This window comes from Pseudidiomarina halophila (genome assembly GCF_003987215.1).
GTDB lineage: Bacteria > Pseudomonadota > Gammaproteobacteria > Enterobacterales > Alteromonadaceae > Pseudidiomarina > Pseudidiomarina halophila.
Genome location: NZ_PIPW01000001.1, coordinates 613,380 through 638,419, shown reverse-complemented (window position 1 = coordinate 638,419; position 25,040 = coordinate 613,380). Strand labels below are relative to the sequence as shown.

General features: G+C 49.9%; 24 protein-coding genes. 2 read left to right on the top strand and 22 right to left on the bottom strand.

Annotated features, from left to right (window positions below):
* Nucleotides 1–32: 32 nt before the first annotated feature.
* Nucleotides 33–1,376 (top strand): sodium-dependent transporter, encoded by a 1,344-nt coding sequence (locus CWI69_RS03070; protein WP_126761782.1) that lies wholly within the window; start codon nt 33–35, stop codon nt 1,374–1,376.
* Here the strand turns inward: CWI69_RS03070 and CWI69_RS03065 are convergent.
* From CWI69_RS03065 to rluC, 17 genes are all read right to left on the bottom strand, one after another.
* Complete coding sequence (locus CWI69_RS03065) at nt 1,373–2,830, bottom strand: bifunctional 2-methylcitrate dehydratase/aconitate hydratase (protein WP_126761781.1); 1,458 nt, start codon at nt 2,828–2,830, stop codon at nt 1,373–1,375. The genes CWI69_RS03070 and CWI69_RS03065 overlap by 4 nt on opposite strands.
* A gap of 187 nt (nt 2,831–3,017) precedes the next feature.
* Nucleotides 3,018–3,809 carry a TatD family hydrolase gene (locus CWI69_RS03060; RefSeq protein ID WP_126761779.1) on the bottom strand — a complete coding sequence of 264 codons (792 nt, stop codon included), beginning with the start codon at nt 3,807–3,809 and terminating at the stop codon, nt 3,018–3,020.
* Between the two features lie 46 nt (nt 3,810–3,855).
* Complete coding sequence (locus tag CWI69_RS03055; RefSeq protein ID WP_126761777.1) at nt 3,856–4,182, bottom strand: PilZ domain-containing protein; 327 nt, start codon at nt 4,180–4,182, stop codon at nt 3,856–3,858.
* 2 nt (nt 4,183–4,184) lie between these two features.
* On the bottom strand, nt 4,185–5,138 hold the full coding sequence (locus CWI69_RS03050) for a hypothetical protein (RefSeq protein ID WP_157984230.1): 954 nt from the start codon (nt 5,136–5,138) through the stop codon (nt 4,185–4,187).
* Nucleotides 5,135–5,773, bottom strand: a complete 639-nt coding sequence (gene tmk / locus CWI69_RS03045; RefSeq protein ID WP_126761773.1) for a dTMP kinase — start codon at nt 5,771–5,773, stop codon at nt 5,135–5,137. The genes CWI69_RS03050 and tmk overlap by 4 nt, the downstream gene beginning before the upstream one ends.
* 4 nt (nt 5,774–5,777) lie before the next feature.
* Nucleotides 5,778–6,791, bottom strand: coding sequence for an endolytic transglycosylase MltG (gene mltG, locus CWI69_RS03040; protein ID WP_157984229.1), 1,014 nt, complete (start codon nt 6,789–6,791; stop codon nt 5,778–5,780).
* Entirely contained in the window at nt 6,764–7,564 is an 801-nt protein-coding gene (gene pabC, locus CWI69_RS03035; RefSeq protein WP_126761769.1) for an aminodeoxychorismate lyase, read from the bottom strand. Before pabC ends, mltG begins: the two co-directional genes overlap by 28 nt.
* A gap of 47 nt (nt 7,565–7,611) precedes the next feature.
* Nucleotides 7,612–7,851 (bottom strand): acyl carrier protein, encoded by a 240-nt coding sequence (gene acpP / locus CWI69_RS03030; RefSeq protein WP_126761767.1) that lies wholly within the window; start codon nt 7,849–7,851, stop codon nt 7,612–7,614.
* 126 nt (nt 7,852–7,977) lie between these two features.
* Nucleotides 7,978–8,718 (bottom strand): 3-oxoacyl-ACP reductase FabG, encoded by a 741-nt coding sequence (gene fabG, locus CWI69_RS03025; RefSeq protein WP_126761765.1) that lies wholly within the window; start codon nt 8,716–8,718, stop codon nt 7,978–7,980.
* Nucleotides 8,719–8,721: 3 nt separating this feature from the next.
* On the bottom strand, nt 8,722–9,639 hold the full coding sequence (gene fabD / locus CWI69_RS03020) for an ACP S-malonyltransferase (RefSeq protein WP_126761763.1): 918 nt from the start codon (nt 9,637–9,639) through the stop codon (nt 8,722–8,724).
* A 22-nt stretch (nt 9,640–9,661) separates the two neighbouring features.
* A complete protein-coding gene (locus tag CWI69_RS03015; protein ID WP_126761761.1) occupies nt 9,662–10,630 on the bottom strand; it encodes a beta-ketoacyl-ACP synthase III in 969 nt (322 codons plus the stop codon).
* An 8-nt stretch (nt 10,631–10,638) separates the two neighbouring features.
* On the bottom strand, nt 10,639–11,664 hold the full coding sequence (gene plsX / locus CWI69_RS03010; RefSeq protein ID WP_126761759.1) for a phosphate acyltransferase PlsX: 1,026 nt from the start codon (nt 11,662–11,664) through the stop codon (nt 10,639–10,641).
* Between the two features lie 21 nt (nt 11,665–11,685).
* Nucleotides 11,686–11,856 (bottom strand): 50S ribosomal protein L32, encoded by a 171-nt coding sequence (gene rpmF, locus CWI69_RS03005; protein WP_126761757.1) that lies wholly within the window; start codon nt 11,854–11,856, stop codon nt 11,686–11,688.
* An 18-nt stretch (nt 11,857–11,874) separates the two neighbouring features.
* On the bottom strand, nt 11,875–12,399 hold the full coding sequence (gene yceD, locus CWI69_RS03000; protein WP_126761756.1) for a 23S rRNA accumulation protein YceD: 525 nt from the start codon (nt 12,397–12,399) through the stop codon (nt 11,875–11,877).
* Nucleotides 12,400–12,444: 45 nt separating this feature from the next.
* Nucleotides 12,445–13,047 (bottom strand): Maf family protein, encoded by a 603-nt coding sequence (locus CWI69_RS02995; protein ID WP_126761754.1) that lies wholly within the window; start codon nt 13,045–13,047, stop codon nt 12,445–12,447.
* Nucleotides 13,035–13,715: an HAD-IA family hydrolase gene (locus CWI69_RS02990; protein ID WP_126761752.1), complete on the bottom strand. Its 681-nt coding sequence runs from the start codon at nt 13,713–13,715 to the stop codon at nt 13,035–13,037. The genes CWI69_RS02995 and CWI69_RS02990 overlap by 13 nt, the downstream gene beginning before the upstream one ends.
* On the bottom strand, nt 13,712–14,659 hold the full coding sequence (gene rluC, locus CWI69_RS02985) for a 23S rRNA pseudouridine(955/2504/2580) synthase RluC (RefSeq protein ID WP_126762815.1): 948 nt from the start codon (nt 14,657–14,659) through the stop codon (nt 13,712–13,714). Before rluC ends, CWI69_RS02990 begins: the two co-directional genes overlap by 4 nt.
* 478 nt (nt 14,660–15,137) lie before the next feature.
* On the opposite strand from rluC, the gene rne reads away from it, so the two are divergent.
* Nucleotides 15,138–18,302 carry a ribonuclease E gene (gene rne / locus CWI69_RS02980; RefSeq protein ID WP_126761750.1) on the top strand — a complete coding sequence of 1,055 codons (3,165 nt, stop codon included), beginning with the start codon at nt 15,138–15,140 and terminating at the stop codon, nt 18,300–18,302.
* A 118-nt stretch (nt 18,303–18,420) separates the two neighbouring features.
* Here rne and CWI69_RS02975 read toward each other — a convergent pair whose 3' ends face one another.
* From CWI69_RS02975 to hppD, 5 genes are all read right to left on the bottom strand, one after another.
* The gene (locus tag CWI69_RS02975; protein ID WP_126761748.1) at nt 18,421–20,913 is read right to left on the bottom strand and encodes a S9 family peptidase; all 2,493 of its coding nucleotides are present in this window, start codon (nt 20,911–20,913) and stop codon (nt 18,421–18,423) included.
* A gap of 104 nt (nt 20,914–21,017) precedes the next feature.
* On the bottom strand, nt 21,018–21,659 hold the full coding sequence (gene maiA / locus CWI69_RS02970; RefSeq protein WP_126761744.1) for a maleylacetoacetate isomerase: 642 nt from the start codon (nt 21,657–21,659) through the stop codon (nt 21,018–21,020).
* A 23-nt stretch (nt 21,660–21,682) separates the two neighbouring features.
* Nucleotides 21,683–22,702 carry a fumarylacetoacetate hydrolase family protein gene (locus CWI69_RS02965; protein ID WP_126761742.1) on the bottom strand — a complete coding sequence of 340 codons (1,020 nt, stop codon included), beginning with the start codon at nt 22,700–22,702 and terminating at the stop codon, nt 21,683–21,685.
* A 3-nt stretch (nt 22,703–22,705) separates the two neighbouring features.
* Complete coding sequence (locus CWI69_RS02960) at nt 22,706–23,851, bottom strand: homogentisate 1,2-dioxygenase (protein ID WP_126761740.1); 1,146 nt, start codon at nt 23,849–23,851, stop codon at nt 22,706–22,708.
* A complete protein-coding gene (hppD, locus tag CWI69_RS02955) occupies nt 23,844–24,920 on the bottom strand; it encodes a 4-hydroxyphenylpyruvate dioxygenase (protein ID WP_126761738.1) in 1,077 nt (358 codons plus the stop codon). The genes CWI69_RS02960 and hppD overlap by 8 nt, the downstream gene beginning before the upstream one ends.
* Between the last annotated feature and the right edge of the window lie 120 nt (nt 24,921–25,040).

Here is a 25,040-nt window from a genome sequence, read left to right as displayed (position 1 = left end):
TAATTCCTAATAACAATAAAAAGAATCAAATTATGGCATCCTCATCACCTGCATTTTCTTCGCGCATCGGCTTTATTCTGGCAGCAGCTGGCTCCGCAGTCGGGGTTGGCAACATCTGGGGCTTCCCGACACAAGCCGCAAGTAATGGCGGTGGTGCTTTTTTATTGGTTTACCTCTTTATGATCCTGGCGCTTGCCTATCCAATGCTGGTGGCCGAACTTACCATTGGCCGCATGCGTCAACAAAATCCCGTTGAAGCACTTCGCGCGCTGAGCGAGAAACCGCTATGGCGAGGCTTCGGTGCCTTAACCGGGGTGGTGGCCTTAGTGGTTTTATCACTTATTCTGAGTTTTTATGCGATTGTTTCCGGCTGGTTACTCGCCTTTATGTTCGCCCCGGTAGCTGAATTGCTTGGTTTCCCTGCAGCCGCGGACTGGCTTACTGAATTTAGTGTTGCACGTAACCTGAGCATGATGGTTTTATTTTTGCTGCTCACCATTCATGTCGTGCGCTCCGGCGTAACTGATGGTATTGAACGCTGGTCAACGCGTTTAATGCCGCTACTGTTCGTCTTATTGATCGCTATGGTGGTTTACATCCTGACATTGCCTGGCGCAACCGACGGTTTAAAAATGTACCTGACGCCCGATTTCAGCCGTGTTTTTGATCCGAACCTCATTATTCGCGCAATGGGACAAGCCTTTTTCTCGTTATCTATAGGTGCTGCTTGCATGATGACTTACGGCGCCTACCTTTCTAAACAAGAGAATTTGCCTAAAACAGCGGGATGGGTCGCTGGCCTGGATACCTCGGTAGCTTTTCTGGCTGGCTTACTTATTTTGCCAGCTATGTTCGCGGCGCAAGAGCTGGGCGTGGTGATTTATGATGATGCCGGCGCCCTGCTTTCCTCTGATACTCTGGTATTCGCCGTGTTGCCAGCAATGTTTGACTCAATGGGCAGCGCTGGCTTATGGGTAGCCTTCGCGTTCTTTACCTTAATGGTTATCGCCGCCATCACTTCATCGATTTCAATGCTTGAAGCACCGGTCAATGCTCTCCGTGAAGAAACCGGTCAGCCGCGCTCACAAATGGCGTGGGTGGTAGGACTCACCATTGGTCTTATCTCCGCCGTCATCATTTTTAACTTTGAAAGTTTATTTGGCCTGGTCATTACCATTACCACGGTCTATATGCAGCCACTATTGGGATTAACCTTTGGTGTGCTATTAACCTGGATCTTACGCCAGCACTTTTTGTTGAAAGCGCTGCAAGACGGGTCGCCAGAAATCCAGACCTCATGGTTCTGGAAAATCTGGCCCTGGTATGTGAAGTTTGTTTGCCCGATACTTATTCTATTGGTGATTTGGCGCGGTTAAATTGTTAACCACGCCATCATTTCATGCACCGGCGTTTGTACAAAACGCGCATGGTCAGAGCAGACATTTAGCAATTCAGCCACCCGTTGTTGCGGAAAGCGGGTGGCTAGATTGTCGGCAAACTTCGCCTCCAGCACCGGTAGTCCCTCGTCGCGGCGCTGGCGATGTCCAATCGGATACTGTACTTCAATCTGTTCTGAACTTGATCCATCTTTAAAGAACACCTGCAACGCATTAGCAATCGAACGTTTCTCAGGATCCAGATAGTCGCGGCTGTACGCCTGGTTTTCAACAACCTCCATTTTGGCCCGTAATTCATCGATTTCGGGATGTGCGGCGTGAAAACCATCTTCATAGTGGTCAGCGTTCAACTCACCGAAGAGTAATGGCACTGCGACCATATACTGTAAGCAATGATCACGATCAGCTGGATTGGCTAATTTGCCCTCTTTGGCGATAATCCGAACTGCGGATTCATGAGTAGTGATGACAATCTTCTCAATTTCGTCAATGCGGTTCTTAACAGATGGATGTAAGGTCATTGCTGCTTCACAGGCCGTTTGCGCATGAAACTCCGCCGGAAAAGACAGTTTAAAGAGAATATTCTCCATCACGTAGCTGTCGTAGTCCTGCTCACGTTGCAACGGCTTGTTAAAGGTTACGTCGTAAAAACCCCAACCTTTTGCTGTCAGTGCGCCCGGTATTCCCATTTCACCGCTCATCGCGATGCCGGCCAGCCGGACGGCACGACTCGTAGCGTCACCCGCTGCCCAGGATTTACGTGATCCCGCATTGGGCGCATGGCGATAGGTACGCAGTGCCTGCCCATCTACCCAGGCATGAGACAACGCCGACAAAACCTGCTCACGACTGCCACCCAGCAACCAGGTCGCCACGGCAGTTGATGCCACTTTAACCAGTAGCACATGATCCAGGCCTACCCGGTTAAAGCTATTCTGCAACGCCAGCACGCCTTGAATTTCATGAGCTTTAATCATTGCTTCCAATACGGTTTGCATGGTCAGAGGTTTATCACCCCGCGCCACTCGTTGCTGCGATTCATGATCACAGATTGCCAGAATTGCACCCAGATTATCTGAAGGATGGCCCCATTCAGCCGCCAGCCAGGTATCATTAAAGTCCAGCCAGCGCACACAACAACCGATGTCCCACGCGGCCTTAACCGGATCGAGTCGAAAAGAGGTACCCGGCACACGTGAACCGTGCGGTACCGTCGTGCCTTCGACCAACGGGCCCAGGTGCTTCAGGCACTCGGGATAGCGTAACGCCAGCAACCCGCAACCGAGGGTGTCCATAAAACAGTAACGCGCAGTTTGCCAGGCCAGATCGCTGTCGATGGAACTGGTCATCACGTAATCGGCAATAGCTTGTAATTCAGCATCAAAGTCTGGACGATCCGTACGATCCTTTGCTGTTCCGGTAGCTGTTCCCATAGCTTTACCTCTTCAATGTTGTTGGTTTTCAGATAAAAAAATGCTCGGGACCAATTGATAAGTCCCGAGCTTAGGGGAATGGCTCAAGGGATTGAGCCGTGCGCTAACTCGATAAATTTAGAAGGTAAAATTTAGTGTAGACAACAATTAGAATTTTGCTAATTTTTTTGTCTTTCTTTGCGAAATTTTATCGGGAAACAGGAGTTACCCGGTCAAATAAGCGGAAAAAATTCGCAGTTGTGGTGGCGGCAACTTCGGCCAGACTGATACCTTTGATATCGGCAACACACTTGGCAACGTCCGCCACGTAAGCGGGCTGATTCTGTTTGCCGCGATGCGGAACCGGCGCCAACCAGGGGCTGTCCGTTTCAATTAAAAGTTTGTCCAGGGGTAACCGTTTCACCACATCACGTAATTCAGTCGCATTGCGAAAACTTGCTATTCCGGATATCGAAATATAAAAATCAAACTCATCAATTGCTTCTTTCGCCATCTCGTACGACTCGGTAAAGCAATGCAATACCCCGCCACAACGCTCGGCATGACCTTCTCGCAATAAACCTAAAGTATCCTGCTGAGCGTCCCGGGTATGAATAATTAGAGGTTTACGCAACTCATTGGCAAGTTCAATGTGATAAGCAAAACTGTTTTGTTGTACGGTTTTGCTCTCACTATCGTAAAAGTAATCCAGTCCGGTTTCGCCGATCGCAACGACTTCGTCACTGCTTGCAAATTCTTTTAGCTGCTGCTGCGCGAACGGGTGCTTGGCGATGTACAACGGATGGACACCACAGGAAATAGCAACTTCCGGGTACTCACGCACCAGATCACGCATGCCGGGAAAGTCTTCAAGCGTAACGCCGATACAAAGCATCTGCTGGACACCAGCTTGCTTCGCTTCGGCTATAACCTTAGCGATTGAACCGTCAAATTCATCAAGTTTTAGTTTGTCGAGATGACAATGTGAATCGATATACACAGCGACTCCTTAACGTTGTGTCAGAAATTTATCTGCAACTGAGACGTTACATGGTAGCGGTAGGTGCGTTTGATTCGCCGAGATGACCGAGTAAGGTCTCGATACGATTACGTAGGTGCGACTTATCTTCCAGAAACTGTACGCCAACCCCACGTTGATCGGCTCGGCCGGGACGTGCAGGTGCCAGCCAGACGACTTTGCCTTTCACCAGAGTATCATCGCTATCACCAGGCAGTCGAACCAGTAATGCTAATTCATCACCAATGCTGTAAGGATCATCGGTCCCAACAAATAGCGCGCCACCTTTAATAAACGGCATATACATCCGGCGTAACTGTTCTTCTGATTTTAAATGTATGCGCTTCGCTGCCATTGTTAACGCAACCTCGTCCAGAGTTCTTGGAGTAGTAATGGGCCATTAAGACCGCTTTGTTCTGCTAATTTTCTTCGCACATCATAACATGATTTTAACCAATGATTTAATTCTGTCACCTGATAATTTTTTTCCGTCAGCCAGCGGGTCAGTTGTTCCTGCTGCGAAACCAACTGCAGATGCTCATTTCCCAGCCCCTGCTTTAACCGCACCAACTCATTAAGTAAGTGTTCCGTTGCCAGCAACCAGTCGCGCCAACTTGATTTATCCGGCGCTGGCCAGCCACTATCGCCAAGCAACGCTGACGCAAGCTGCTGCGGATAATCCGCTGGCACAGAATCATTCTCGAGCCACTCCAGCAGGGCCAGAGGCCGGTGGTGATACCGTTTGCACAGCTGTTGTTCGGCTGCGGTTAAGACCCTTTCTAACTGTTGTGCCAGCCATTGCGCAACTGCAGTTTCATCCGGCACATTAAAGCGATGCAGCTGCATACGACTACGTAAGGTTGGCAATAAACGTTCAGTGCGTTCCGGACTCACGACAAAGTAAGTCGATTGCGTCGGTTCTTCCAGAGTTTTCAGCAGTGCATTTGCGGCAGTGATTGACATGCGCTCTGCGTCACGTAACCAAACCACTTTAGCACCCGCCTGATTTGGCGTTTGTTGAAGTTTGCCTGTGAGCTCACGAATTTGATCAACACTAACGACCTTACCGTCCTGACTGGCAACTTCATAATAATCAGGATGATTACCGGCCTTGTGCAATAAGCAACTCTTGCACACGCCACACGCCCGATTTCTGGCCTGGGTACAGAGCAATAACTTAAGCCACTCTTTAATAAAGGCTTCAGCACCAAGATCCGGTTGCCATGGCAAACAATGGGCATGATTAAGGTTGCCGCTGGCGTACTCATTGACCAGCTGTCGCCAGTTCTCACGTAACCAGGGCAGGCTCACGAAGGGTATCCCCGCTCACCAAATAGAGCAATTTCAAGCGCATTCACTAAAGCCTGATGCACTTCGCCCATTGGCTGTTCAGCATCAATCACCTGAATACTGCGATCTGCTTCCGCAATCTCGAGATAGCGCGCCCGGGTACGTTCAAAGAAAGCTACCGTTTCCTGTTCGATACGATCCAGCTCACCACGCTCACGGGCGCGTTGCAGGCCTATTTCCGGATCAAGGTCGAGCAACAGCGTCAGATCCGGCGCAAAATCGCCTAATACCAGCTGTTTCAACGTCCGTAACTTACTATCGCCCAATTCCCGTCCACCGCCCTGATAGGCGCGCGACGACAAGTCGTGACGATCTGCAATGACCCATTTGCCCGCCTTTAACGCAGGTTTGATCACGTTTTCGACCAGTTGCACCCGGCTTGCATACATCAACAGCAATTCAGTTTCCGCAGTAACGGTCTCCTGCCATTCCTGCTTAACTAAATCACGTAACGCTTCTGCAAGTGGCGTACCACCGGGCTCACGCACCGTTAGCGTAGCTATGCTTTTGGCTTGCAGGTGACTGACCAAACTGGCAATTGCCGAGCTTTTACCGGCACCTTCCAGACCTTCAACAACGATAAATTTTCCCTGCATGATATTAATGCTTTCCTCGTTGATAACGATTGACCGCACGGTTGTGCTCCGTCAGTGTCTCGGAAAATACATGACCGCCCGAGCCATCGGCAACAAAATAGAAGTATGGTGATGTCGCAGGCTGCGCCGCGGCAATCAGACTCGCTTGACTCGGCATCGCAATCGGTGTCGGCGGCAAACCGTCGATCCGATAGGTATTGTAGGCGGTCGTCTCGCGTAAATGGGCACGAGTAAGATTGCCATCAAAGTTGTCAATTCCATAAATAGTGGTGGGATCAGACTGCAAGCGCATCCCGGTATTCAGGCGGTTTACAAACACTGAACTAACCAAATCCCGCTCACTACCAAGGCCTGTTTCTTTCTCGATGATCGAGGCCATAATTAATAATTCGTAGGGCGTTGCGTATGGCAAGTCATCTGCACGTTGCTGCCACGCGTCAAGCAAGCGCTGTTGCTGGGCAGTATACGCTGTGCGCAGCAATTTCAGAGCGGCTGTACCAGCGTAAAAATGATAGGTATCTGGCGCCAGATAGCCTTCCAGCGAGTTAAGCTGATCGCTGCCAGTCACTTTCGTCACCAGTTCGCCTCCGGAGCGGAGTTCCTCTGTACCTGCCAGATAAGGATGCGCGCCAATAGCCGTCAGCCATTGGGCCAGAGTCTGCCCCTCTATCAGGGCAATACTAAACTGATATTGATCGCCCTGACGCAGCTGTTGCCACAACTCAAATAAGGATTGGCCGTCCCGAACCTGATAGACCCCAGCCTGTAAGCCTTCAGGTCGTGCCCAAACGCGACTGGCAAAATAACTAGGCGTCACTGCCTGGGTCAACCAACCGCGCTGCGCCAGATCGTTTAGAATTGATTTAGCATGGTCGCCGCGTTTAATCTCTAACAACTCCGGCGCACCCGTTAAGTGTAACTCCTGCTGTGCCAACTGGTAACTCCAATAGCCAGCAACTACCCCGCCAGAAGCGATTAGGATTAAGCTAATTAAGAAGAAACGTCGGATGCCTGCCACCAATTTATTAATGCCTTCGGTAATGTCGGATCAGTGGGTCTATGTTCGCCTATTTGCGCAACCGGGCGCAAGCCTAAAACACTATTTGTGAGAATCACCTGATCAGCGGCCAGCACTTGCGCCAACGATGCTGTGTCACAGACGTCAAGGTTTACCGGTTGATCGCTCAACAATTGTGTCCGGACAACCCCGTTTACCCCTGCATAATCAAGGCTTGGGGTATACCAGGAGTCACCCTGTCGCCAGATTAAATTACTGGAAATAGCCTCGACCACTTGCTCAGTGCTATCTAAAACGATCAGCTCATCAAGCTCTCGCTGTTGCCGTTCATGGCTTAGCAAAACCTGTTCGAGCCGATTGAGTGTCTTTAAACCGGCCAGATGCTCCGAACGACTTAAGCGCAATTCTGCAATATCAACCTTTAACGGTTTGTGTGTGCGTTCTGATAGCGCTGTTGTAGTGATATACCAGTGCGGATTAGCTTGCTCGTTAAACCCATAACCACGGGCGCCAGGGCCACGAGTTACGATGATTTTAACTACTAAATCTCGTTTTGGATGAGCTTGGGTAAGCTGAGTTAAGCAGCTGAAGAGTTCGGCTTCAGTAGGTAAACAGATGTGTAATCGTTCGCTTGCTGCCTGCAAGCGCTGCCAATGGCATGCCCACCAGCGGATACGACCGTTTTCAATAGTAAGCGTAGTAAAGTGGCCGTCGCCAAATTGGAGACCGCGATCAAGAGCCTGGTCGGGTAACTCGTTACCGTTATGCCACATAGAAAAAAGGCGGAATTTTCATTCCGCCCTTTTCAACAAACTTGCACTTAGTCGTTTGCGTGATTAGTCACGTAATCGATAGCGGCTTGAACAGTTTTGATCTTCTCAGCTTCTTCGTCTGGAATCTCAGTTTCGAACTCTTCTTCAAGAGCCATGACCAACTCAACTGTATCAAGTGAGTCAGCACCCAGGTCGTTCTCAAAAGAAGCTTCAGATTTCACTTCTTCTTCTTTAACGCCCAACTGTTCGATGATGATTTTTTTAACGCGTTCTTCAATAGTGCTCATTGTTTCAATGTCCCTTCATTTAGGTATCGTGTTCAAATTTGCGCTTAGTGTAGTGAATGCGGCGGCATTAATAAAGGAAAAATTAGCTAATTCCCGAGAGGTCATACCCCTTGCCTGCCGATTTCCTTACACCATTGCCAGACCACCATTCACATGGATGGTTTCGCCAGTGATATAGGCAGCTCCCGGAGAAGCTAAGAATACCACTGCGGCGGCAACTTCTTCAGGCTGACCTAAACGGCTGGCCGGAATATTCGCGAAAATGGCTTGTTTCTGGTCTTCCGTCAAAGACTTGGTCATATCTGTATCGATAAAACCTGGGGCAACGCAGTTTACCGTAATGCCGCGCGCGGCAATCTCTTGCGCAAGCGCCTTGCTAAAACCAACCAATCCGGCTTTTGCCGCACAGTAGTTAGTCTGTCCGGGATTGCCGGTAGTTCCAACCACTGACGAAATATTAATAATTCGACCACTGCGGCGCTTCATCATGCCACGCATGACCGCCTTTGAAAGGCGATAGACAGATTTCAGATTGGTGTCCATAACGGCGTCCCAGTCATCATCTTTTAAGCGCATTAATAAATTATCTTTGGTGATACCGGCATTGTTAACCAGAATATCCAGTTGCCCGTAGGTCTCATCAATAGCGGCCAAAACGCCAGCAACACTGTCAGCATCAGTGACATCAAGTTGACGACCCTCGCCGTGCTCGCCCAAATACGCTGAAATGGCTTCGGCACCTTTTTCGCTTGTAGCAGTACCAATAACTTTTACGCCCTGCGCCGCGAGTTGCTCAGCAATGGCTTTACCAATCCCACGACTGGCCCCGGTAACGAGTGCAACTTGACCTTGCATAGTTGTTGTCATGATCTAAATCCTTGCTTTAATGGCTTCAACAGTATTTACAGCATCGCCCTGCACTGTTTTATCGATACGTTTATTCAGTCCGGTCAACACTTTACCCGGACCAATTTCATAAATTTCAGTAACACCCTGTTCAACCAGACAACGGACAGTTTCAGTCCAACGTACCGGCGAATAAAGTTGACGAATCAGCGCATCACGGATTTTATCCGCGTCACGTTCAACTTTGACATCAACATTGTTTATCACAGGAATATTCGGCGTCGTTAACGTGATTTTACCGAGTTCGACGGCAAGCTTTTCCGCAGCAGGCTGCATCAGGGCGCAATGAGAAGGCACACTCACCGGTAGTGGTAATACCCGCTTGGCGCCACGCTCTTTACAGGCTTCACCGGCGCGTTCGACAGCTTCTTCGTGCCCTGCAATAACCACCTGACCTGGTGAATTGTAGTTTACCGCGCTGACAATCTGATCGCCGGCTGCTGCGGCACAGGCTTCTTCAACCAACGCATCATCAAGCCCAATGACAGCAGCCATCGCGCCAACACCACTAGGTACTGCCTGTTGCATAAACTCGCCGCGTTTCGCCACCAGCGCGACCGCTTCTTTAAAGTCTAAACAACCGCTGCAGACCAACGCCGAGTATTCACCCAGACTGTGTCCTGCAAGCCAGCGTGGCGCCACCACCCCGGCTTGTTCGAGGGCGCGGTACAACGCGACACTGGCAGTTAAAAGTGCTGGCTGCGTCCGCTGTGTTTCGTTCAGCCGTTCGGCCGGACCATCCTGAACCAGTTCCCAGAGGTCGTACCCAAGCACTTCACTGGCTTCAGCAAAGGTCTCACTGACGGCAGAATATTCTGCAGCTACATCAGCTAACATACCGACGGCTTGTGACCCTTGCCCTGGAAAAACATATGCGCGCATGGTGCCTTCCTTTTCTTTGTAGTTAATACGTGATTAATGCCGAACCCCAGGCGAATCCACCGCCAAAGGCTTCTAACAATAACTTGTGACCGCGTTGAATGCGTCCGTCGCGAACCGCGACATCAAGTGCGATTGGCACCGATGCCGCCGAAGTATTACCGGTATCAGCGAGTGTCGTTACGACCTGCGACATCGGCATTTTAAGTTTTTTAGCGGTTGCTTTGATTATACGCAAATTCGCTTGATGGGGAACCAACCAGTCCAGGTCGTCCGGCGTTAACCCGTTGGCAACTAGGGTTTCATTTACCAGTTCGCTTAACTTGCTGACCGCAACCTTGAATACTTCGTTGCCCTTCATGTACATCCAGGCTTCACTAAGTGCTTCGGCGTGATCCGATTCCCTGCGCTGGGGATGATTTACGCCTAACAGATCGGCGAATTCACCCGCGCTGTGTAAATGGGTGGATTCTATTCCGGGTACGTTGCTGGCCTGCAAAACGACCGCTCCGGCGCCATCACCGAATAACACAATGGTGTTGCGGTCGTCTGGGCGGCAGAGACGTGAAAGTACATCCGTCCCAATCACCAACACCGAACGATAGGTACCGCTACGAATGTACTGATCCGCCACGCTCATGGCAAAAATAAAGCCTGAACACGCTGCGGCAACGTCAAAAGCGGGGATATTTTCGTCTGTTAACGCGGCTTGAACCTCGCAAGCCACACTTGGAAAAGCGCGGTCTCCGGAAGTCGTGGCCACCACAATCAAATCGATTTCGGCGATGTCTGTTTCTGCTGCAGCCAACGCCTGGCGGGCTGCGGCCACGGCCATGGTGGCAGCATTTTCGCCGTTACTGGCAATATGACGCTGATGAATACCTGTACGTTCAACAATCCAATCGTGAGTCGTGTCGACGCGTTGCTCAAGCATGGCATTGGTCAAGCACTGCTCTGGCAAATAATGCCCAGTGCCTGCGATTCTAGAAAACATAAGAACCTTTATTCCTGCTCTAGGAGTACGTTTTCCACCTGATCACGAATACGTGTCGGGAGGTCCTGTTGCGTCTCCGACACGGCCTGCTCAATCGCACTAAGAAAAGCTTTCGCGTTGGCATCACCGTGACTTTTAATTACGACGCCCCGCAATCCTATCAGACTTGCGCCGTTGTAGTGGTCGGGCTTCAACCAATCCCACGAACGCTGTAAACGGCTATAAAAAAGTTTAACGAACCAGCGTGTTAACCAGTGGGCATGGATGTTGGCACGAATATTGGTCAGCAGTAACTCAGCCAGTCCTTCACAACTTTTCAGCGCAATATTACCGACAAAGCCATCACAGACAATAACATCTGCTTTATCAGCGAAAAGATCGTCGCCTTCGATAAAACCAATATAATTGAGTGTCTTAGACTGCTGAAATAGCTGCGCCGTTGATTTCACGACATCATTTCCTTTGATATCTTCCTCACCCATATTCAGCAGTGCAACGCGCGGATTTTCTTTGTGCAGTACTTCGCTGGCGGCAACCGAGCCCATAAGCCCAAATTGAAACAAGGTATCGCTGTCACAGACCGGATTTGCGCCTAAGTCCAACAAAAAGGCACTGCCACCAGAAGCTTGTGGAATAGCAGACATCAGTGCCGGTCGCAGCACTCCTGGCAAGGTTTTCAGTGAAAAATAGGCTTTGGTCATCAACGCGCCAGTATTACCGGAGCTGACACAAGCTGCAGCTTCACCACTGGCGACCAGTTCCAGCGCAACGCGCATAGATGAATCTGGTTTTGCTCGCAGCGAGTAACCGGGCTTATCACTCATTTCGACGGTTTGACTAGCGTGTTTTAAGGTAACGCGATCGTGCTGATCAAGCTTTCGCGCAGCTAACAGAGGTTCGAGTTCAGCTTCATCGCCGACGACGATAAAGTGATGTTGGGGGAATGCTGATAACGCATCGACTAATGCGTCAATAACAATTGAGGGGCCATTATCGCCCCCCATTGCATCAAGTGCCAGAGTCAGTGCGGCCATAGCCTCACTTCCTTGTACTGGTTACTTGTTAATTACTTTACGGCCTTTATAAAACCCGTCAGCTGTTACATGGTGACGACGATGCGTTTCACCAGAGGTAGAGTCAACCGACAGTGTAGGGCCATTCAGTGAATCGTGAGAACGACGCATATCGCGACGTGAACGACTTTTCTTACTCTTTTGTACAGCCATTTACGCTATCTCCTAAGTTTATTTGCGCTTCAATTCCTGCAACACAGCAAAAGGATTTTCCTTTGTTTCCGAGGCTGTATCAATTTCGCCCCACTGCATTGCATTACTATCTATACGACATTCGCGCTCATCGTGTTTTACAACAACTGGCATCGCTAATATCAGTTCATCTTCAATAATTCGATGCAGTTGGATTTCGCCAAGCTCATCCACTTCAATAGCTTCGTACTCACTCGGCATATCGGTGGCCGTTTGGCGTTTAGTGATTGGTGCGTAAACAAAGTCACTCACCAGTTCAACTGCCATGGGGTCGCCGCAGCGCTCGCAAGCGACTGTGACTTTGACCTCGGCATGCCCGCGCATGTGCTTGACGTTCTGTGCGTCGACTGCAAATTCCAGCTCAGCATCAACATCAGCACAAGGAGCAACCAAAAGCTCTTGTAAACGATTGAGCGAAGTCCCTGGCACAACACCAAGATAACTCAACTGTTTACCGGCACTTTTTACCGGATCGACCGAAATGGGTATACGAACCTTCTGCATAGGGCGCGAATATTAAAGGATTCAGGTACTGAAAACAAGTGATTTTCAGCTTTTTGTGTTGTTCTCTGGCAGTAACGGGTTCACCTGCCAATGGCGCAACATTTTGAGCAGTTGAATCACCGGCAAACCAACTAAACTATTAGGATCATCACCGCGCAATGATTCGAACAAACTAATACCGAGGCCTTCACTTTTAAAGCTTCCGGCGCAGTTGAAGGGTTGCTCTAATTCGACGTAACCTTTGATTTCAGCGGCCGAAAGTTTGCGAAAAGTAACCTGAAAAGGCTCAACACAGGATAACAGTTCATCCTGACCGCTATGATATACCGCTAAACCGGTATAAAAGGTGACGGTCTTCCCCTTTGCGGCGGTGAGTTGATCAATAGCATTTTCAGCATTGCCGGGCTTGCCAAGAATACGACCATCGACCACCGCCACCTGATCAGAACCAATCAGCAGATGATTCGGAAAGTCGTCAGCCAATGCCCGCGCCTTAGCTATTGCCAGCCGTTCAACCAGAACTTCGGCGGCTTCCCCCTGCCCGGCCGTCTCGTCTACATGAGGAGCTGCACAGATAAAATCAGGCAGTACCTTCTCAAGTAGCATTCGTCTGTAGGGTGATGTCGATGCTAAAACTATAGCTGGCATGCAGTGTCCTCCTGATTGCGCTCGCCACTCAATACCGCTGGAAATTGTTGCCATGAAGACAGCACCGCCAACGGCGCATAAGCTGCCAACTGTTGCGCTGAGTGAACCCCAAAATCAACGCCGACACGATCCATTCCGGCGGCCTGCGCCATGCGCAGATCATGAATTGAGTCGCCGATCATTAAGGCCTTATCCAAATCACACCCGGTTTCTTCAAGCAGCTCGAACAACATGCGCGGGTCTGGTTTCGAAATGGATTCGTCTGCACAGCGCGAAACATCAAAATACTGCGCAGTATCCGTCTCCTGCCAGACCCGTACCAGGCCTCGACGTGCTTTACCCGTTGCGACTGCGAGCTGGTAGCCCTGCCCCCTCAAATCGGTAAGCATTTCGCGGACGCCGTTAAATAATGGGGTTGGTGTTGGATCTAGATCGACATACTGATCGCGGTAACGCGCCAGAAACTGGCTATGGCGATCCGTTTCAAGTACCCCGAACAAGCGTTCAATGGCGGGTTCGAGACTCAAACCAATAATATCCCGGACCTGGGTGTCCGACGGGATCGGCAACGCCAAATGGGCAGCGGTGGCTTGCATCGAGGAAACGATACGGCCAACAGAGTCCATCAGAGTGCCATCCCAGTCAAAAATAAGTAGTTGATACTTCATGCATCTAAACGTTTTAACGTGTCAGTTAAGCTTTCATCCAGTGGCGCTTCGACAGTAATCATTTTCCCACTCTGCGGATGCCGGAAAGTTAACTTATGGGCGTGCAAAAATAGACGCTTAAGGCCAACCTCATTCATCACAGAATCAAAGACTTGATCACCGTATTTGGGGTCACAGGCGATAGGATGGCCGGCATAAAGTGCGTGCACGCGAATCTGGTGGGTGCGACCGGTTATCGGCGAAGCTTCAACCAGAGTACAGTTCGCATACTTTTGTTTTACCCGAAAGCGGGTTTCCGACGGTTTCCCGGCAGCATCGACCCGCACCACTCGCTCACCCGACTTCAGCGTGTTCTTTAATAAAGGTGCGGCAATAAATTTAACATGCTCCTGCCAGTGACCACGCACCAATGCCAGATACTGCTTGTCCATGGTCTTCTCGCGCAATTGCTCATGCAATGAACGCAGTGCCGAACGCCGTTTAGATATCAGGATACAACCACTGGTTTCACGATCCAGCCGATGAACCAGTTCAAGCTGTTTGGCATCAGGACGCAATGACCGCAGACTCTCTATCAGGCCAAATTGCAAACCTGACCCGCCATGCACAGCTAACCCCGCAGGTTTATTTAGCACCAGTAACAGGTCATCTTCATACAGCACCTGATTATTAAGTGCCTGTACCTGATCCAGGTTCGCTGACGGCAGCGGGTTACTTTCAGCCACGCGCACTGGAGGAATTCGTACCTGATCCCCCTCTCGCAGCTTATAGTCCGGCTTACAGCGCTTTTTGTTGATCCGCACTTCGCCCTTACGCACGATCCGGTAGACCAAGGACTTTGGTACTCCCTTCAGCTGCGCAAGCAGGAAATTGTCGATTCGCTGGCCAGCATAATCAGCTTCTATGGTGACCCAACGTACTTGTATTTGTTGATTTTCGCTCATGCCGCAAAGTTTATCATTTTCCGTTTTTTCTGACTGCATTTTTGTGTCTTTATTTTATCTTGTACTGACAACCCTGTTCATGGGATAATAAACCTCCGGAAAAACCCGCACCGGACAGTTTGAGAGCGGTATTAGCGAAAAAAATTTAGTGGTGACTTGGCGCATCGAAAGCGATTGCAACGAAACCTCCACCTCAGGATACAAACGCGCACACAACGTCTTTGAGATCTTGATGGCACGGAACATGCACGAGACCGAGTCACTATATTGTCAACGCATTTTGCGACGACACGGTACGAACACAAGCGTATTTCGGCTTGGTAACCAATTGCATACCTCACGTTGGTGTTAAGTAGCACGACGGGAGGTGTCATCAAACGCTGCGATAGCGCGATGGCAGTCTACAATTCAACCTCGAAATAGCGATGGCGAGTGCGCCTTCGTACTGTGTTGTGGCACAAAAGAAAGAGTCACAACTATGAAAAGAATGTTGATCAATGCAACTCAGCAAGAAGAGCTGCGCGTTGCTTTGGTGGACGGACAACGATTATACGATTTAGATATCGAAAGTCCGGGCCACGAACAAAAAAAAGCGAATATCTACAAGGGTAAAATTACCCGCATCGAGCCAAGTCTTGAAGCCGCATTCGTTGATTATGGTGCTGAGCGCCATGGTTTCCTTCCGTTAAAAGAAATTGCCAAAACCTACTTTCCGAAAGGCTACACCTTCTCAGGTCGCCCTAACATCAAAGATGTCATCAAAGAAGGTCAGGAAGTTATTGTCCAGATTGATAAAGAAGAGCGTGGCCAGAAAGGCGCAGCACTCACCACCTTTATCTCGTTAGCCGGAAGCTACCTCGTACTGATGCCAAATAATCCGCGTGCGGGTGGTATTTCTCGCCGGATTGAAGGCGACGAGCGGACTGAACTGAAAGACGCCATGCGCGACTTGCATTTGCCCGACGGTATGGGTCTGATTGTACGTACCGCAGGTGTTGGAAAATCAGCCGAAGAGCTGGATTGGGACCTCAATGTTCTGGTACATCACTGGCAGGCCATCGAGAAAGCCGCCGAACAACGCCCTGCTCCATTTCTGATTCACCAGGAAAGCAACGTTGTATTCCGCGCCATTCGTGATTATTTGCGTCGCGACATCGGCGAAGTGCTTATCGATAATCCTAAAGTGTTCGAACAGGTTCGTGATCACGTCACACTGATCCGCCCTGATTTCGTAAGCCGCGTTAAAATTTACGACGGTGATATCCCCTTATTCAATCACTATCAGATTGAAAGCCAGATTGAATCAGCATTTCAACGTCAGGTGCGGTTACCATCAGGTGGCTCAATTGTTATTGACCCGACCGAAGCTCTTACTTCAATCGATATCAACTCTGCCCGCGCGACGAAAGGCGGCGATATCGAAGAAACAGCATTTCAAACCAATTTAGAAGCTGCCGAAGAAATTGCCCGCCAGCTGCGCTTACGTGATGTCGGCGGTCTGGTGGTTATCGATTTTATCGATATGACTCCTATGAAGCATCAACGCGAAGTTGAAAACCGCTTACGCGATAGCCTGAAGCAAGATCGGGCGCGTATTCAGGTTGCCCGGATCTCGCGCTTCGGCCTATTAGAAATGTCACGTCAGCGGTTACGCCCATCGCTGGGTGAATCGTCTAATCATGTGTGCCCACGATGTGATGGCCATGGCACGATTCGTTCAGCCGAATCCCTGGCACTGTCGATTTTACGCCTGATCGAAGAAGAAGCGCTGAAAGACAATACTATTCAGGTTCAGGCTCAGGTGCCCGTAACTGTTGCTACCTATTTGCTGAATGAAAAACGTAAAGCTATTGCTGAAGTTGAAAAACGTCATTCAGTGTCGGTGCTGGTAATTCCGAACTTACATTTGGAAACCCCTCACTTCGACGTGCGACGTTTGCGTAACGATGAAGTAGAAGAAGCGAATAGTTTCAAACTGATTGAGAAACCAGAAGATACCACTACAGAAGTCGTCTTAAATAAAGACAAGCCAAGCTTTGAGGAACCAGCGTTAAAAGGTTTACAGGCTCCGGCTGCACCAGCTCCGACACCTGTGCCGGAGGCTGCAGCGAAGGCCGTGGTCAACACTGCCCCATCCCTGTTCAAACGACTTGGCAAATGGCTGAATAAATTGTTCGCCAGTGACGAAGATGAACAACAACAAGGTCAGCAGCCGAAACGCGATGATAACCGCAGTCGCAATGGCAACCGTCGTGGTGGTCAGGGCCGTAATCAACGTGGTGGTAATCAACAACGCCGCCGCAACACCAATCGTTCACGTCCTCGTGATGATGAGCGAAAAGGTGCCGCCGAGAAGCCTGAAGAAGCGAAAGATAAAGTAGCAGACACAGCTAAAGACGGTAAGAAAAACGAACGAGGCCAGCAGCGCCGCGGTGGTAGAAACCGTAATCGTCAACAAGCTGATGCGACGCAGAAGCCAAAAGACGAGACAACGGAAACCACAACAGAGCCGAAACAGGAAACTGAGGCCAAAGTGAAGCCGCGTCGTCAACGTCGTAAGCTCGACAAATCTGTGCGCATGGGCCAGGACGAGCAAGCTGCGAAGAAAGAGACTGCAGTGCCTGATTTGAAACTCGATGAATCGTCAGATGCTGCTACCAAAACGTCGACAAAAGCTGCCGCTACCAGCGATGCTAAGCAATCTGCAGAAACAGCAACAGATGTAAGTGCGCCAGAGCAGGATGCAACTACAACTGAACAAGATGGTGAAAAGCGCGAAGGTCGTAACCGTTCACGGCGCAGCCCTCGTCACCAGCGCGCTGCAGGTCAACGTCGCAAAGCAGAATCGCAGCAGGACGATGCAGCTACCGAAGAGCAAGCGAATAAAGACGCCGAGACAGAGGCAACGCCTGCTAAGACTACTGACGACGCCAAGCCGAGAAAACGTTCCGCACGCATGGAGCAAGCAGCACGGGATGTCGCTGCCGAGAAAAAAGCTGCTGAAGCTAAACCTGAAGCCGAAGCTAAGTCCGAAGCCGAAGCTAAGCCGAAAGCTGAGCCGAAAACCGAAGCTAAGCCTGAAGCCAAAGCTGAGCCTGAAGCCAAAGCTGAGCCGAAAGCCGAAGCTAAGCCTGAAGCCAAAGCTGAGCCTGAAGCCGAAGCTAAGCCTGAAACCGAAGCTAAGCCTGAAGCCAAAGCTAAGCCTGAAGCCAAAGCTGAGCCTGAAGCCGAAGCTAAGCCTGAAGCCAAAGCTGAGCCTGAAGCCGAAGCTAAGCCTGAAGCCGAAGCTAAGCCTGAAGCCAAAGCTGAGCCTGACGCCAAAGCCGAGCCTGAAGCCGAAGCTAAGCCTGAAGCCAAAGCTGAGCCTGAAGCCAAAGCCGAGCCGAAAGCCGAAGCTAAGCCTGAAATGAAAAAGCCGGCAGCAAAAGCACAGTCTGTGGCTAAAGTTGCCACCGGTCGCAAAGTTAGCGCACCTATGGCAAAAGCGAGCGCGCAACCGCGCACTGGAGCTTATTCGCCTTTACCAGCAGCTGATGAAAGCCAACGTGCCAATTTCAGTAAAGCTGAAGCCGTAGCAAGCTATGGCCAGGCGCGGGCCAAAGCCCATGCTGAAATGGCTAAATGTGAAAGCTCTAAAGGCTAAACTGGTCAAACTATACCTTTGACCCACGCCAAAATAAAAAGGCCGAAATCATCGATTTCGGCCTTTTCTTTTATCCTTAACGGACTTTATTTAACAACTTGCATTAACCTTGCCTTTGTTATTTGAGGTTCTCTTCAAATAACTCAAAGATCCGGCGGTATTCATCAAGCCAGCTTGATGGCTGACGGAAGCCATGCGGCTCGACCGGGAAAATAGCGGTCTCAAAGTCTTCTTTCTCATGCTCAATCAGACGCTGTACAAGCCGCACACTGTCCTGGAAGAATACGTTATCGTCTACCATCGGAGAGTTAATCAACAAGGCATCCTCAAGACCTTCAGTAAAGTAGATCGGCGAGCTGCGACGATACGCAATTGGATCATCATCGGGCAAATTCAGAATATTTGACGTGTACCCTGTATTGTAATGTGCCCAATCAGATACGGGACGCAATGCTGCACCAGCTTTGAATAAACCGGGTTCATTAAACAACGCCATAAAGGTTAAGAAACCACCATAAGAGCCACCATAAGTGCCCATGCGGTCCGTATCAACGTTAGTGTTTTCACCGGCCCACTCCACGACATCAACCAGATCTTCTACTTCTGGCCAGCCCATATTGCGATAAATCGCTGTACGCCAGTCACGTCCATAACCTTTCGAGCCACGGTAATCAAGATCCAGTACCACGTAACCCTGACGGTTTAAGAAGGTATGGAACATGAATTCACGTTGATAGTTCGACCATCCGGCGTGGGCATTCTGTAAATAGCCCGCACCGTGAATAAATACGACTGCCGGGTATTTCTCTGCCCGGTTTGGATCATAGTTTTCCGGATAGTACACGCGTGTGTAAATTGGCTCATCAACATGGCTTGATGGCACCGGAACGATCTCAGGCACACTCCAGTCAAAGCTATTGAATTTTTCAGTTGCAGTATGCGTAACACGTTCCGCCGTCGCACCTTCGGCCAACAACTGCACGTAGAGCTCTGGCGGTTGTAATGCACTTGAGTAAGTAAGCACCACTTTATCGTTCGCAGGGCTTACGTCGTAGGACTGCACCATGCCGTCGAGGTCAGTGATCTGCTCACTCTCACCGGTTTGGTAATTCACCCGGTAAAGCTCATAGATACCCGGATGTGATACGTTCGCAGTGTAATAAATGGATTCTGCCTGCCCGTTTACTGTTGGGCTTTCCGTCACAAATTTACCTTGGGTTAATTGCTGTTGCTTACCACCAAGCTCTTTCGTGTAAAGGTGTGCATAACCGTCTTCTTCACTTTGGAACCAGATTTTATCTTCAGAATCAGGTAAGAAACCAAACTCGTTATGCGTGTAATTGATCCATGCGTCGTCATGCAAACGATGCTGATTGACCAGTTGTTTTCCGGCAAAATCAATGGACGCTATCCAGCGATCTTTATTGTCCCATGCTTCGAGCATAACAATGGCGTTCTCACCGGTCTCGGACCAGCGGATTGCGCCTTCCTGCCAGCCCCAATCCTGCATCAGAGTGATCGGACGAGGTGCTTCTTTGGACTCGTACTCTTTGCCCTGAGCAGCGTAATTCTCCGCCTTCACCTCAGCCAGTACATCTTCGTTCCAACCAGGCAAGGTGTTATAGGTGAAAGGTGTTTGCTCACCAGTGGCTAAATCAAGTAATAGCAGCTGATGCTCAACGGGCTCTGCATCAGCGACTCGACGACGCACTGACTCAGCTTTCACCCGGCCATCTTCGGCAACGTAATTCGGCATAATGTCACCGTCATCACGCCAGCTCTGAGGGTCACTGATCGCGACCAGAACCTTATCACCGGCCGGCGACAAACTGGCGGCAACAATCTGTTTGTTGTTGCCTAAGTAAAACGGTTGTGGCGCCAGTGAGTCATTCACTCTGGCAAGCTCGGCTTGCTGATCAGCGCGGGCTTGACGATCCTGACGTTCTTTTTGCACGAATTCAATAAGTTCGATTTGCTCACGGGCAACGAAGTCTTTCGGCTCTGCCACGGCTTCAGGTTTATCCCGCGTAGCCAGCGCAACCACCTGTTGGGTCATACCACTGCGCGGATCGACCACGTAGAAATCGTTCCCCTGGCGGTAACTAAGACGGCCATCATTAAGAAAATTCAACTGCGACTGGCTGGCTTCATCCCGGGTTAACTGACGCACTTCATCGGTCTCGACATCACGAACAAATATGTTGCCCTCGAAGGTGTAGGCGACAAGACTGCGGTCATCGTTGTAAATTGCATCTTCGTAGGCGTAGTTATGCAGGCGCTCGGCGGGAATTGGATGGGCATCATCCTCGTCCAGTGGTAAATGGTACCAGTCGCTGAGCACACTTCCTGCGCGTTCCTGCTGATAGATGACTCCGCTACCATCAAGCATCCAGTATGCAGACTCCGGTGAACGGGCCACCCATTCCTGATCAGCCATGATCTGTTTGATGGTTAATTCACCCGTTTCCGCAACCGCACTGGTATTGGTTTCAGCTAAACTAAGGGTTTCCGGTGCTGTGGCAGACGCTGTCGTCGTATCAGGTACGTTTGTTGTTGCGCACGATGCCGCAATCATGGCGGCAAGTATCGAAACAGTAAATTTGGTTTTCATTCTTATGTTTCCCTTTCATGTGAGTCACTGCCATTAAAGCAAAATGCCCGGCAAGATACGAGCCGGGCATTTAATGATTGCGATGAAATTGTAATTTCCTGCGTTCAGGATTCCGCATCAGGCTGTTTTGCCGGATGTGCATCTTTGACCCAGGGCAGTTCCTGTACGCGCTCGTAGATTGCATTCAATAAAGGATATTCCTTTAACTCAACAGCAAATCTTTGGGCACTGTACATCTGTGGTACTAAGCATACGTCCGCAAGAGAAAACTCATCGCCCACACAGTAGCGCCCTGAGACTTCTTCGAGATTTTTTTCGAACGCTTTAAAGCTTTCAGCAAACCAATGATTTAACCATTCCTGTTTCTGCTCGTCAGTAACCTTCAGCTGCTGCTTTAAGTACTGTTGAACGCGCAGGTTGATCAAGGGCTGCAGTTCACTGGAAAGATCCAGCGCTAAGGCTCGGATCGCCCCTCGCTGTTTGGGTTTACCCGGCAACAACGACGGGTCTGGATACTTTTCTTCCAGATACTCAATGATTGCCAGTGACTGATGCAGAATGACCTGCCCATCAACCAGGGTCGGCACCAGCCCGTTAGGGTTAAGCTGACGATAGGCCTGCTGATGTTGCTGGCCACCATCCTTAAGCAGGTGAACAGGGACGTAGTTGTAATCAATGTTTTTAAAATTAAGGGCGATACGCGCCCGATAACTGGCGCTGGAGCGCCAGTAACCGTAGAGTTCCATAGCATAGACTCCGCCGATGAATTTTAGTCTGGCTGATACTGTAGGACCTTTTGGTCAATACTGCCAAAAATACTTTCACCTTGCGCGTCTTTCATCTCAATTTTGATGGTATCGCCAAACTGCATAAAGCCGGTAGTTGGCTTGCCGTCACGAATGGTTTCAATCATCCGGACTTCGGCAATACAGCTATAGCCCACACCGCCTTCCTCGATAGCGCTACCATGCTCAGTCCCTTGTTTATTCGAAACAGTACCTGAACCTATGATGGCACCCGCTCCCAAATGGCGGGTTTTCGCCGCATGAGCGACCAACTGGGCAAAATCAAAGGTCATATCCTCACCAGCGTTCGGCTTGCCAAATGGCTTACCGTTGTATTCACTCAGCAAAGGTAAATGCACCTTATTGTCACTCCAGGCATCACCGAGTTCATCCGGAGTCACCGCAACCGGAGAAAACGCCGACGACGGTTTCGACTGGAAGAAACCAAATCCTTTACCTAGTTCATTAGGGATGAGTCCTCGCAGCGACACATCATTTACCAACATCAACAAGCGAATGTACTGGCCAGCATCTGCTGCCGTAACACCCATAGGTACGTCGTCGGTAATAATGGCAACTTCACCTTCAAAATCGATGCCCCAGGCGGTGTCACCCATTTCGATAACGTCTTTTGGACCCAGAAAATCGTCGGAACCACCCTGATACATCAGTGGATCGGTCCAGAAACTTTCCGGCATTTCCGCATTGCGCGCACGGCGCACCAATTCCACATGGTTAACATAGGCGCTGCCGTCGGCCCACTGGTAAGCGCGCGGTAACGGCGACTCACAAAGGCTCTCATCAAATGCCACAGCATCATCAAGCTCGCCGTTATTCAGCGCGGTATAAACCCGTTCCAGTTCAGGCGCAATGCCATCCCAGTCATCAAGAACTTCCTGTAAGGTTTCAGCTAAAGCTGGAACCGCAACAGCTTTCGTCAGATCACGACTCACCACCATCAGTTGGCCATCGCGTGTACCATTTCGATAGGTTGCAAATTTCATAGATTATTTAGCCTTTTCGTCTTTTGCTTGCCAGCTATACACATAGTCTGGGTTTTCAACTTGCGCACAGACATCGCCCATTTCCAATGCATTGCGGGTATCCAGCATCACCGCAACTTCGTCGGTGAATTTTTTCCGATACTCCCGCCCTGCCTGGAACGCTTTCGGGTGCGGACCGTGGGTGAAGCCTGCAGGATGAAAGGTCACCATGCCTTTATCGATATTGTCACGACTGAAAAAATCACCTTCATGATAGAACAAGACTTCGTCGTAATCGTCGTTATTATGGTAGAAAGGCACCTTCAGTGCGCCGGGGTCCGATTCAATCGGCCGCGGCACGAAAGTACATACCACAAAACCTTCGGCAACAAAGGTAGTATGCGCCGATGGTGGTAAATGATAGCGATGGCTCATCAGCGGGCGTATATCACGCCAGTTGATCCGCACAGGCGCTAAATCACCATGCCAGCCCACAGCATCCAACGGATTATAAGGATAGGTAATCCGCGAGATCTGATTATGTCGTTTCACCTCAATCCGCCATTGCTCTTCGCTGTACTGCTGTTTAAATGCAGCATCGATATCCGGCGTATCCAAACAAGCTGGATCAAAGATGGCGTGATTTCCGACCAAGCCCTTTTCCGGCAACTGATAAGCACTGTTGGTCGCCTCAATCATTACGATTTGCATGGGCTCCAACGGCTCAATACGCCAGTTGGTGGAGCGCGGAATGGCAAAATAATCGCCCTTCTCAAGGGTAATGTGGCCATAATCACAAAACAGTTCGCCACGTCCCTCATGAATGAACAGCAGCTCATCACCATCGGCATTGCGCACCAGAAATGGCATTGCTTCGTTACAGTGCCAGATCCGAAACTTGCACTGCGCATTATGCAATAGCAGCGGCACTTGCCACGGCGATTCAGTCGCGACGTTATCAAGCTTGTTGAAGTCGAAGTTACGTGGACGTAACTCACCTTCCCACTCACTCCACCCGGTCGGTGCATGGCGGTGATGAAAGTGCGTCGCCGGCCCAAAAAAGCCACTGCGGCCGACTTCACGTTCATAGATCGCCTGCTCCGGAAAGTCGGCGTGAGCTTGTTTCGAGCTCACTCCCACTTGTTTCGGAAAGCTAATCCATTTACGCATCGCTTAATACTCCGCGGCGAATTTGATCTTCTTCAATGGATTCAAACAAGGCTTTAAAGTTACCTTCACCAAAGCCTTCGTTACCTTTGCGCTGAATGATTTCAAAGAATACCGGGCCAATCACAGTTTTGGTAAAGATCTGCAGCAAAATACCGTCTTTCATCGGCGCGCCATCAATCAAAATCTGTAACTCACGTAAATCCTCAAGATTTTCCTCATGGCCTTCAACCCGGTCGTTTACTTTCTCATAGTAGGTGTCTGGCGTAGGCATGAAGTCCATACCAATTTCGCGCAGGTCGCGCACGGTTTTATAGATATTGTCTGAAGTCAGGGCGATATGCTGGATGCCTTCACCCTGGTACTCACGCAAGTACTCTTCGATTTGTGATTTGTCATCGTGTGATTCGTTAATCGGAATACGAATCTTGCCGCACGGTGCGGTCATTGCGCGGCTCAACAAGCCGGTTAACTTGCCTTCGATGTCGAAATAACGGATCTCGCGGAAGTTACCGATACGCTCGTAAAATCCTGCCCAGGTATCCATGTTGCCGCGGAAAACATTGTGAGTAAGGTGATCCACTTCATAGAGTCCGGCAGCGTGGTCTTTCATTTTCGCTTCCCAGTTATCGTAGAAGTCAAAATCATCTGCGTAAACACCTAAACCTTCATAGTCGTCAATAAAGTACAACACGCTTTCGCCAATCCCATAAACCGCTGGAAAATCAGCTTCACCGGCGCCCGGCGTGCGTTTAAATGGTTTCGCACCATTTTCAACGGCATGCTCAAATGCGTGTTGCGCATCCTTGACCCGCCACGCCATGCCACAAACACTAGGTCCATGATCCTTGGCAAAGGCTTCGGCCTGACCACCAGTTTCAGCATTAATCACAAAATTAATGTCGTTTTGTTTGTACAACCAGACTTCTTTGCTCTTGTGTTTTGCTACTTCAGTAAAACCAAGTTTTACAAACAGGTCTTTCAGGGCGGCGATGCCTTTTGCATCAGGGGCAGTGTATTCAACGAATTCGAATCCGTCAGTTTGTAATGGGTTATAGTTAATGTCAGTCATTCTGTAGTCCTCGTTCGTACGTTAGGCTTTAATAGTGCCTATGTTCTACTATGCCTGTCGGTCAACTACTAGTGCTGGCATGGAATGCTTCAGCACTGTAGCAACCCGTACTTTTGTAAA

Coding starts and splice junctions, on each gene's coding strand:
- CWI69_RS03070 (WP_126761782.1), top strand. CDS start 33: ATGGCATCCTCATCACCTGCATTTTCTTCGCGCATCGGCTTTATTCTG.
- CWI69_RS03065 (WP_126761781.1), bottom strand. CDS start 2,830: ATGGGAACAGCTACCGGAACAGCAAAGGATCGTACGGATCGTCCAGAC.
- CWI69_RS03055 (WP_126761777.1), bottom strand. CDS start 4,182: ATGGCAGCGAAGCGCATACATTTAAAATCAGAAGAACAGTTACGCCGG.
- tmk (WP_126761773.1), bottom strand. CDS start 5,773: ATGCAGGGAAAATTTATCGTTGTTGAAGGTCTGGAAGGTGCCGGTAAA.
- pabC (WP_126761769.1), bottom strand. CDS start 7,564: ATGTGGCATAACGGTAACGAGTTACCCGACCAGGCTCTTGATCGCGGT.
- acpP (WP_126761767.1), bottom strand. CDS start 7,851: ATGAGCACTATTGAAGAACGCGTTAAAAAAATCATCATCGAACAGTTG.
- fabG (WP_126761765.1), bottom strand. CDS start 8,718: ATGACAACAACTATGCAAGGTCAAGTTGCACTCGTTACCGGGGCCAGT.
- fabD (WP_126761763.1), bottom strand. CDS start 9,639: ATGCGCGCATATGTTTTTCCAGGGCAAGGGTCACAAGCCGTCGGTATG.
- CWI69_RS03015 (WP_126761761.1), bottom strand. CDS start 10,630: ATGTTTTCTAGAATCGCAGGCACTGGGCATTATTTGCCAGAGCAGTGC.
- plsX (WP_126761759.1), bottom strand. CDS start 11,664: ATGGCCGCACTGACTCTGGCACTTGATGCAATGGGGGGCGATAATGGC.
- rpmF (WP_126761757.1), bottom strand. CDS start 11,856: ATGGCTGTACAAAAGAGTAAGAAAAGTCGTTCACGTCGCGATATGCGT.
- yceD (WP_126761756.1), bottom strand. CDS start 12,399: ATGCAGAAGGTTCGTATACCCATTTCGGTCGATCCGGTAAAAAGTGCC.
- CWI69_RS02995 (WP_126761754.1), bottom strand. CDS start 13,047: ATGCCAGCTATAGTTTTAGCATCGACATCACCCTACAGACGAATGCTA.
- CWI69_RS02990 (WP_126761752.1), bottom strand. CDS start 13,715: ATGAAGTATCAACTACTTATTTTTGACTGGGATGGCACTCTGATGGAC.
- rluC (WP_126762815.1), bottom strand. CDS start 14,659: ATGAGCGAAAATCAACAAATACAAGTACGTTGGGTCACCATAGAAGCT.
- rne (WP_126761750.1), top strand. CDS start 15,138: ATGAAAAGAATGTTGATCAATGCAACTCAGCAAGAAGAGCTGCGCGTT.
- CWI69_RS02975 (WP_126761748.1), bottom strand. CDS start 20,913: ATGAAAACCAAATTTACTGTTTCGATACTTGCCGCCATGATTGCGGCA.
- maiA (WP_126761744.1), bottom strand. CDS start 21,659: ATGGAACTCTACGGTTACTGGCGCTCCAGCGCCAGTTATCGGGCGCGT.
- CWI69_RS02965 (WP_126761742.1), bottom strand. CDS start 22,702: ATGAAATTTGCAACCTATCGAAATGGTACACGCGATGGCCAACTGATG.
- CWI69_RS02960 (WP_126761740.1), bottom strand. CDS start 23,851: ATGCGTAAATGGATTAGCTTTCCGAAACAAGTGGGAGTGAGCTCGAAA.
- hppD (WP_126761738.1), bottom strand. CDS start 24,920: ATGACTGACATTAACTATAACCCATTACAAACTGACGGATTCGAATTC.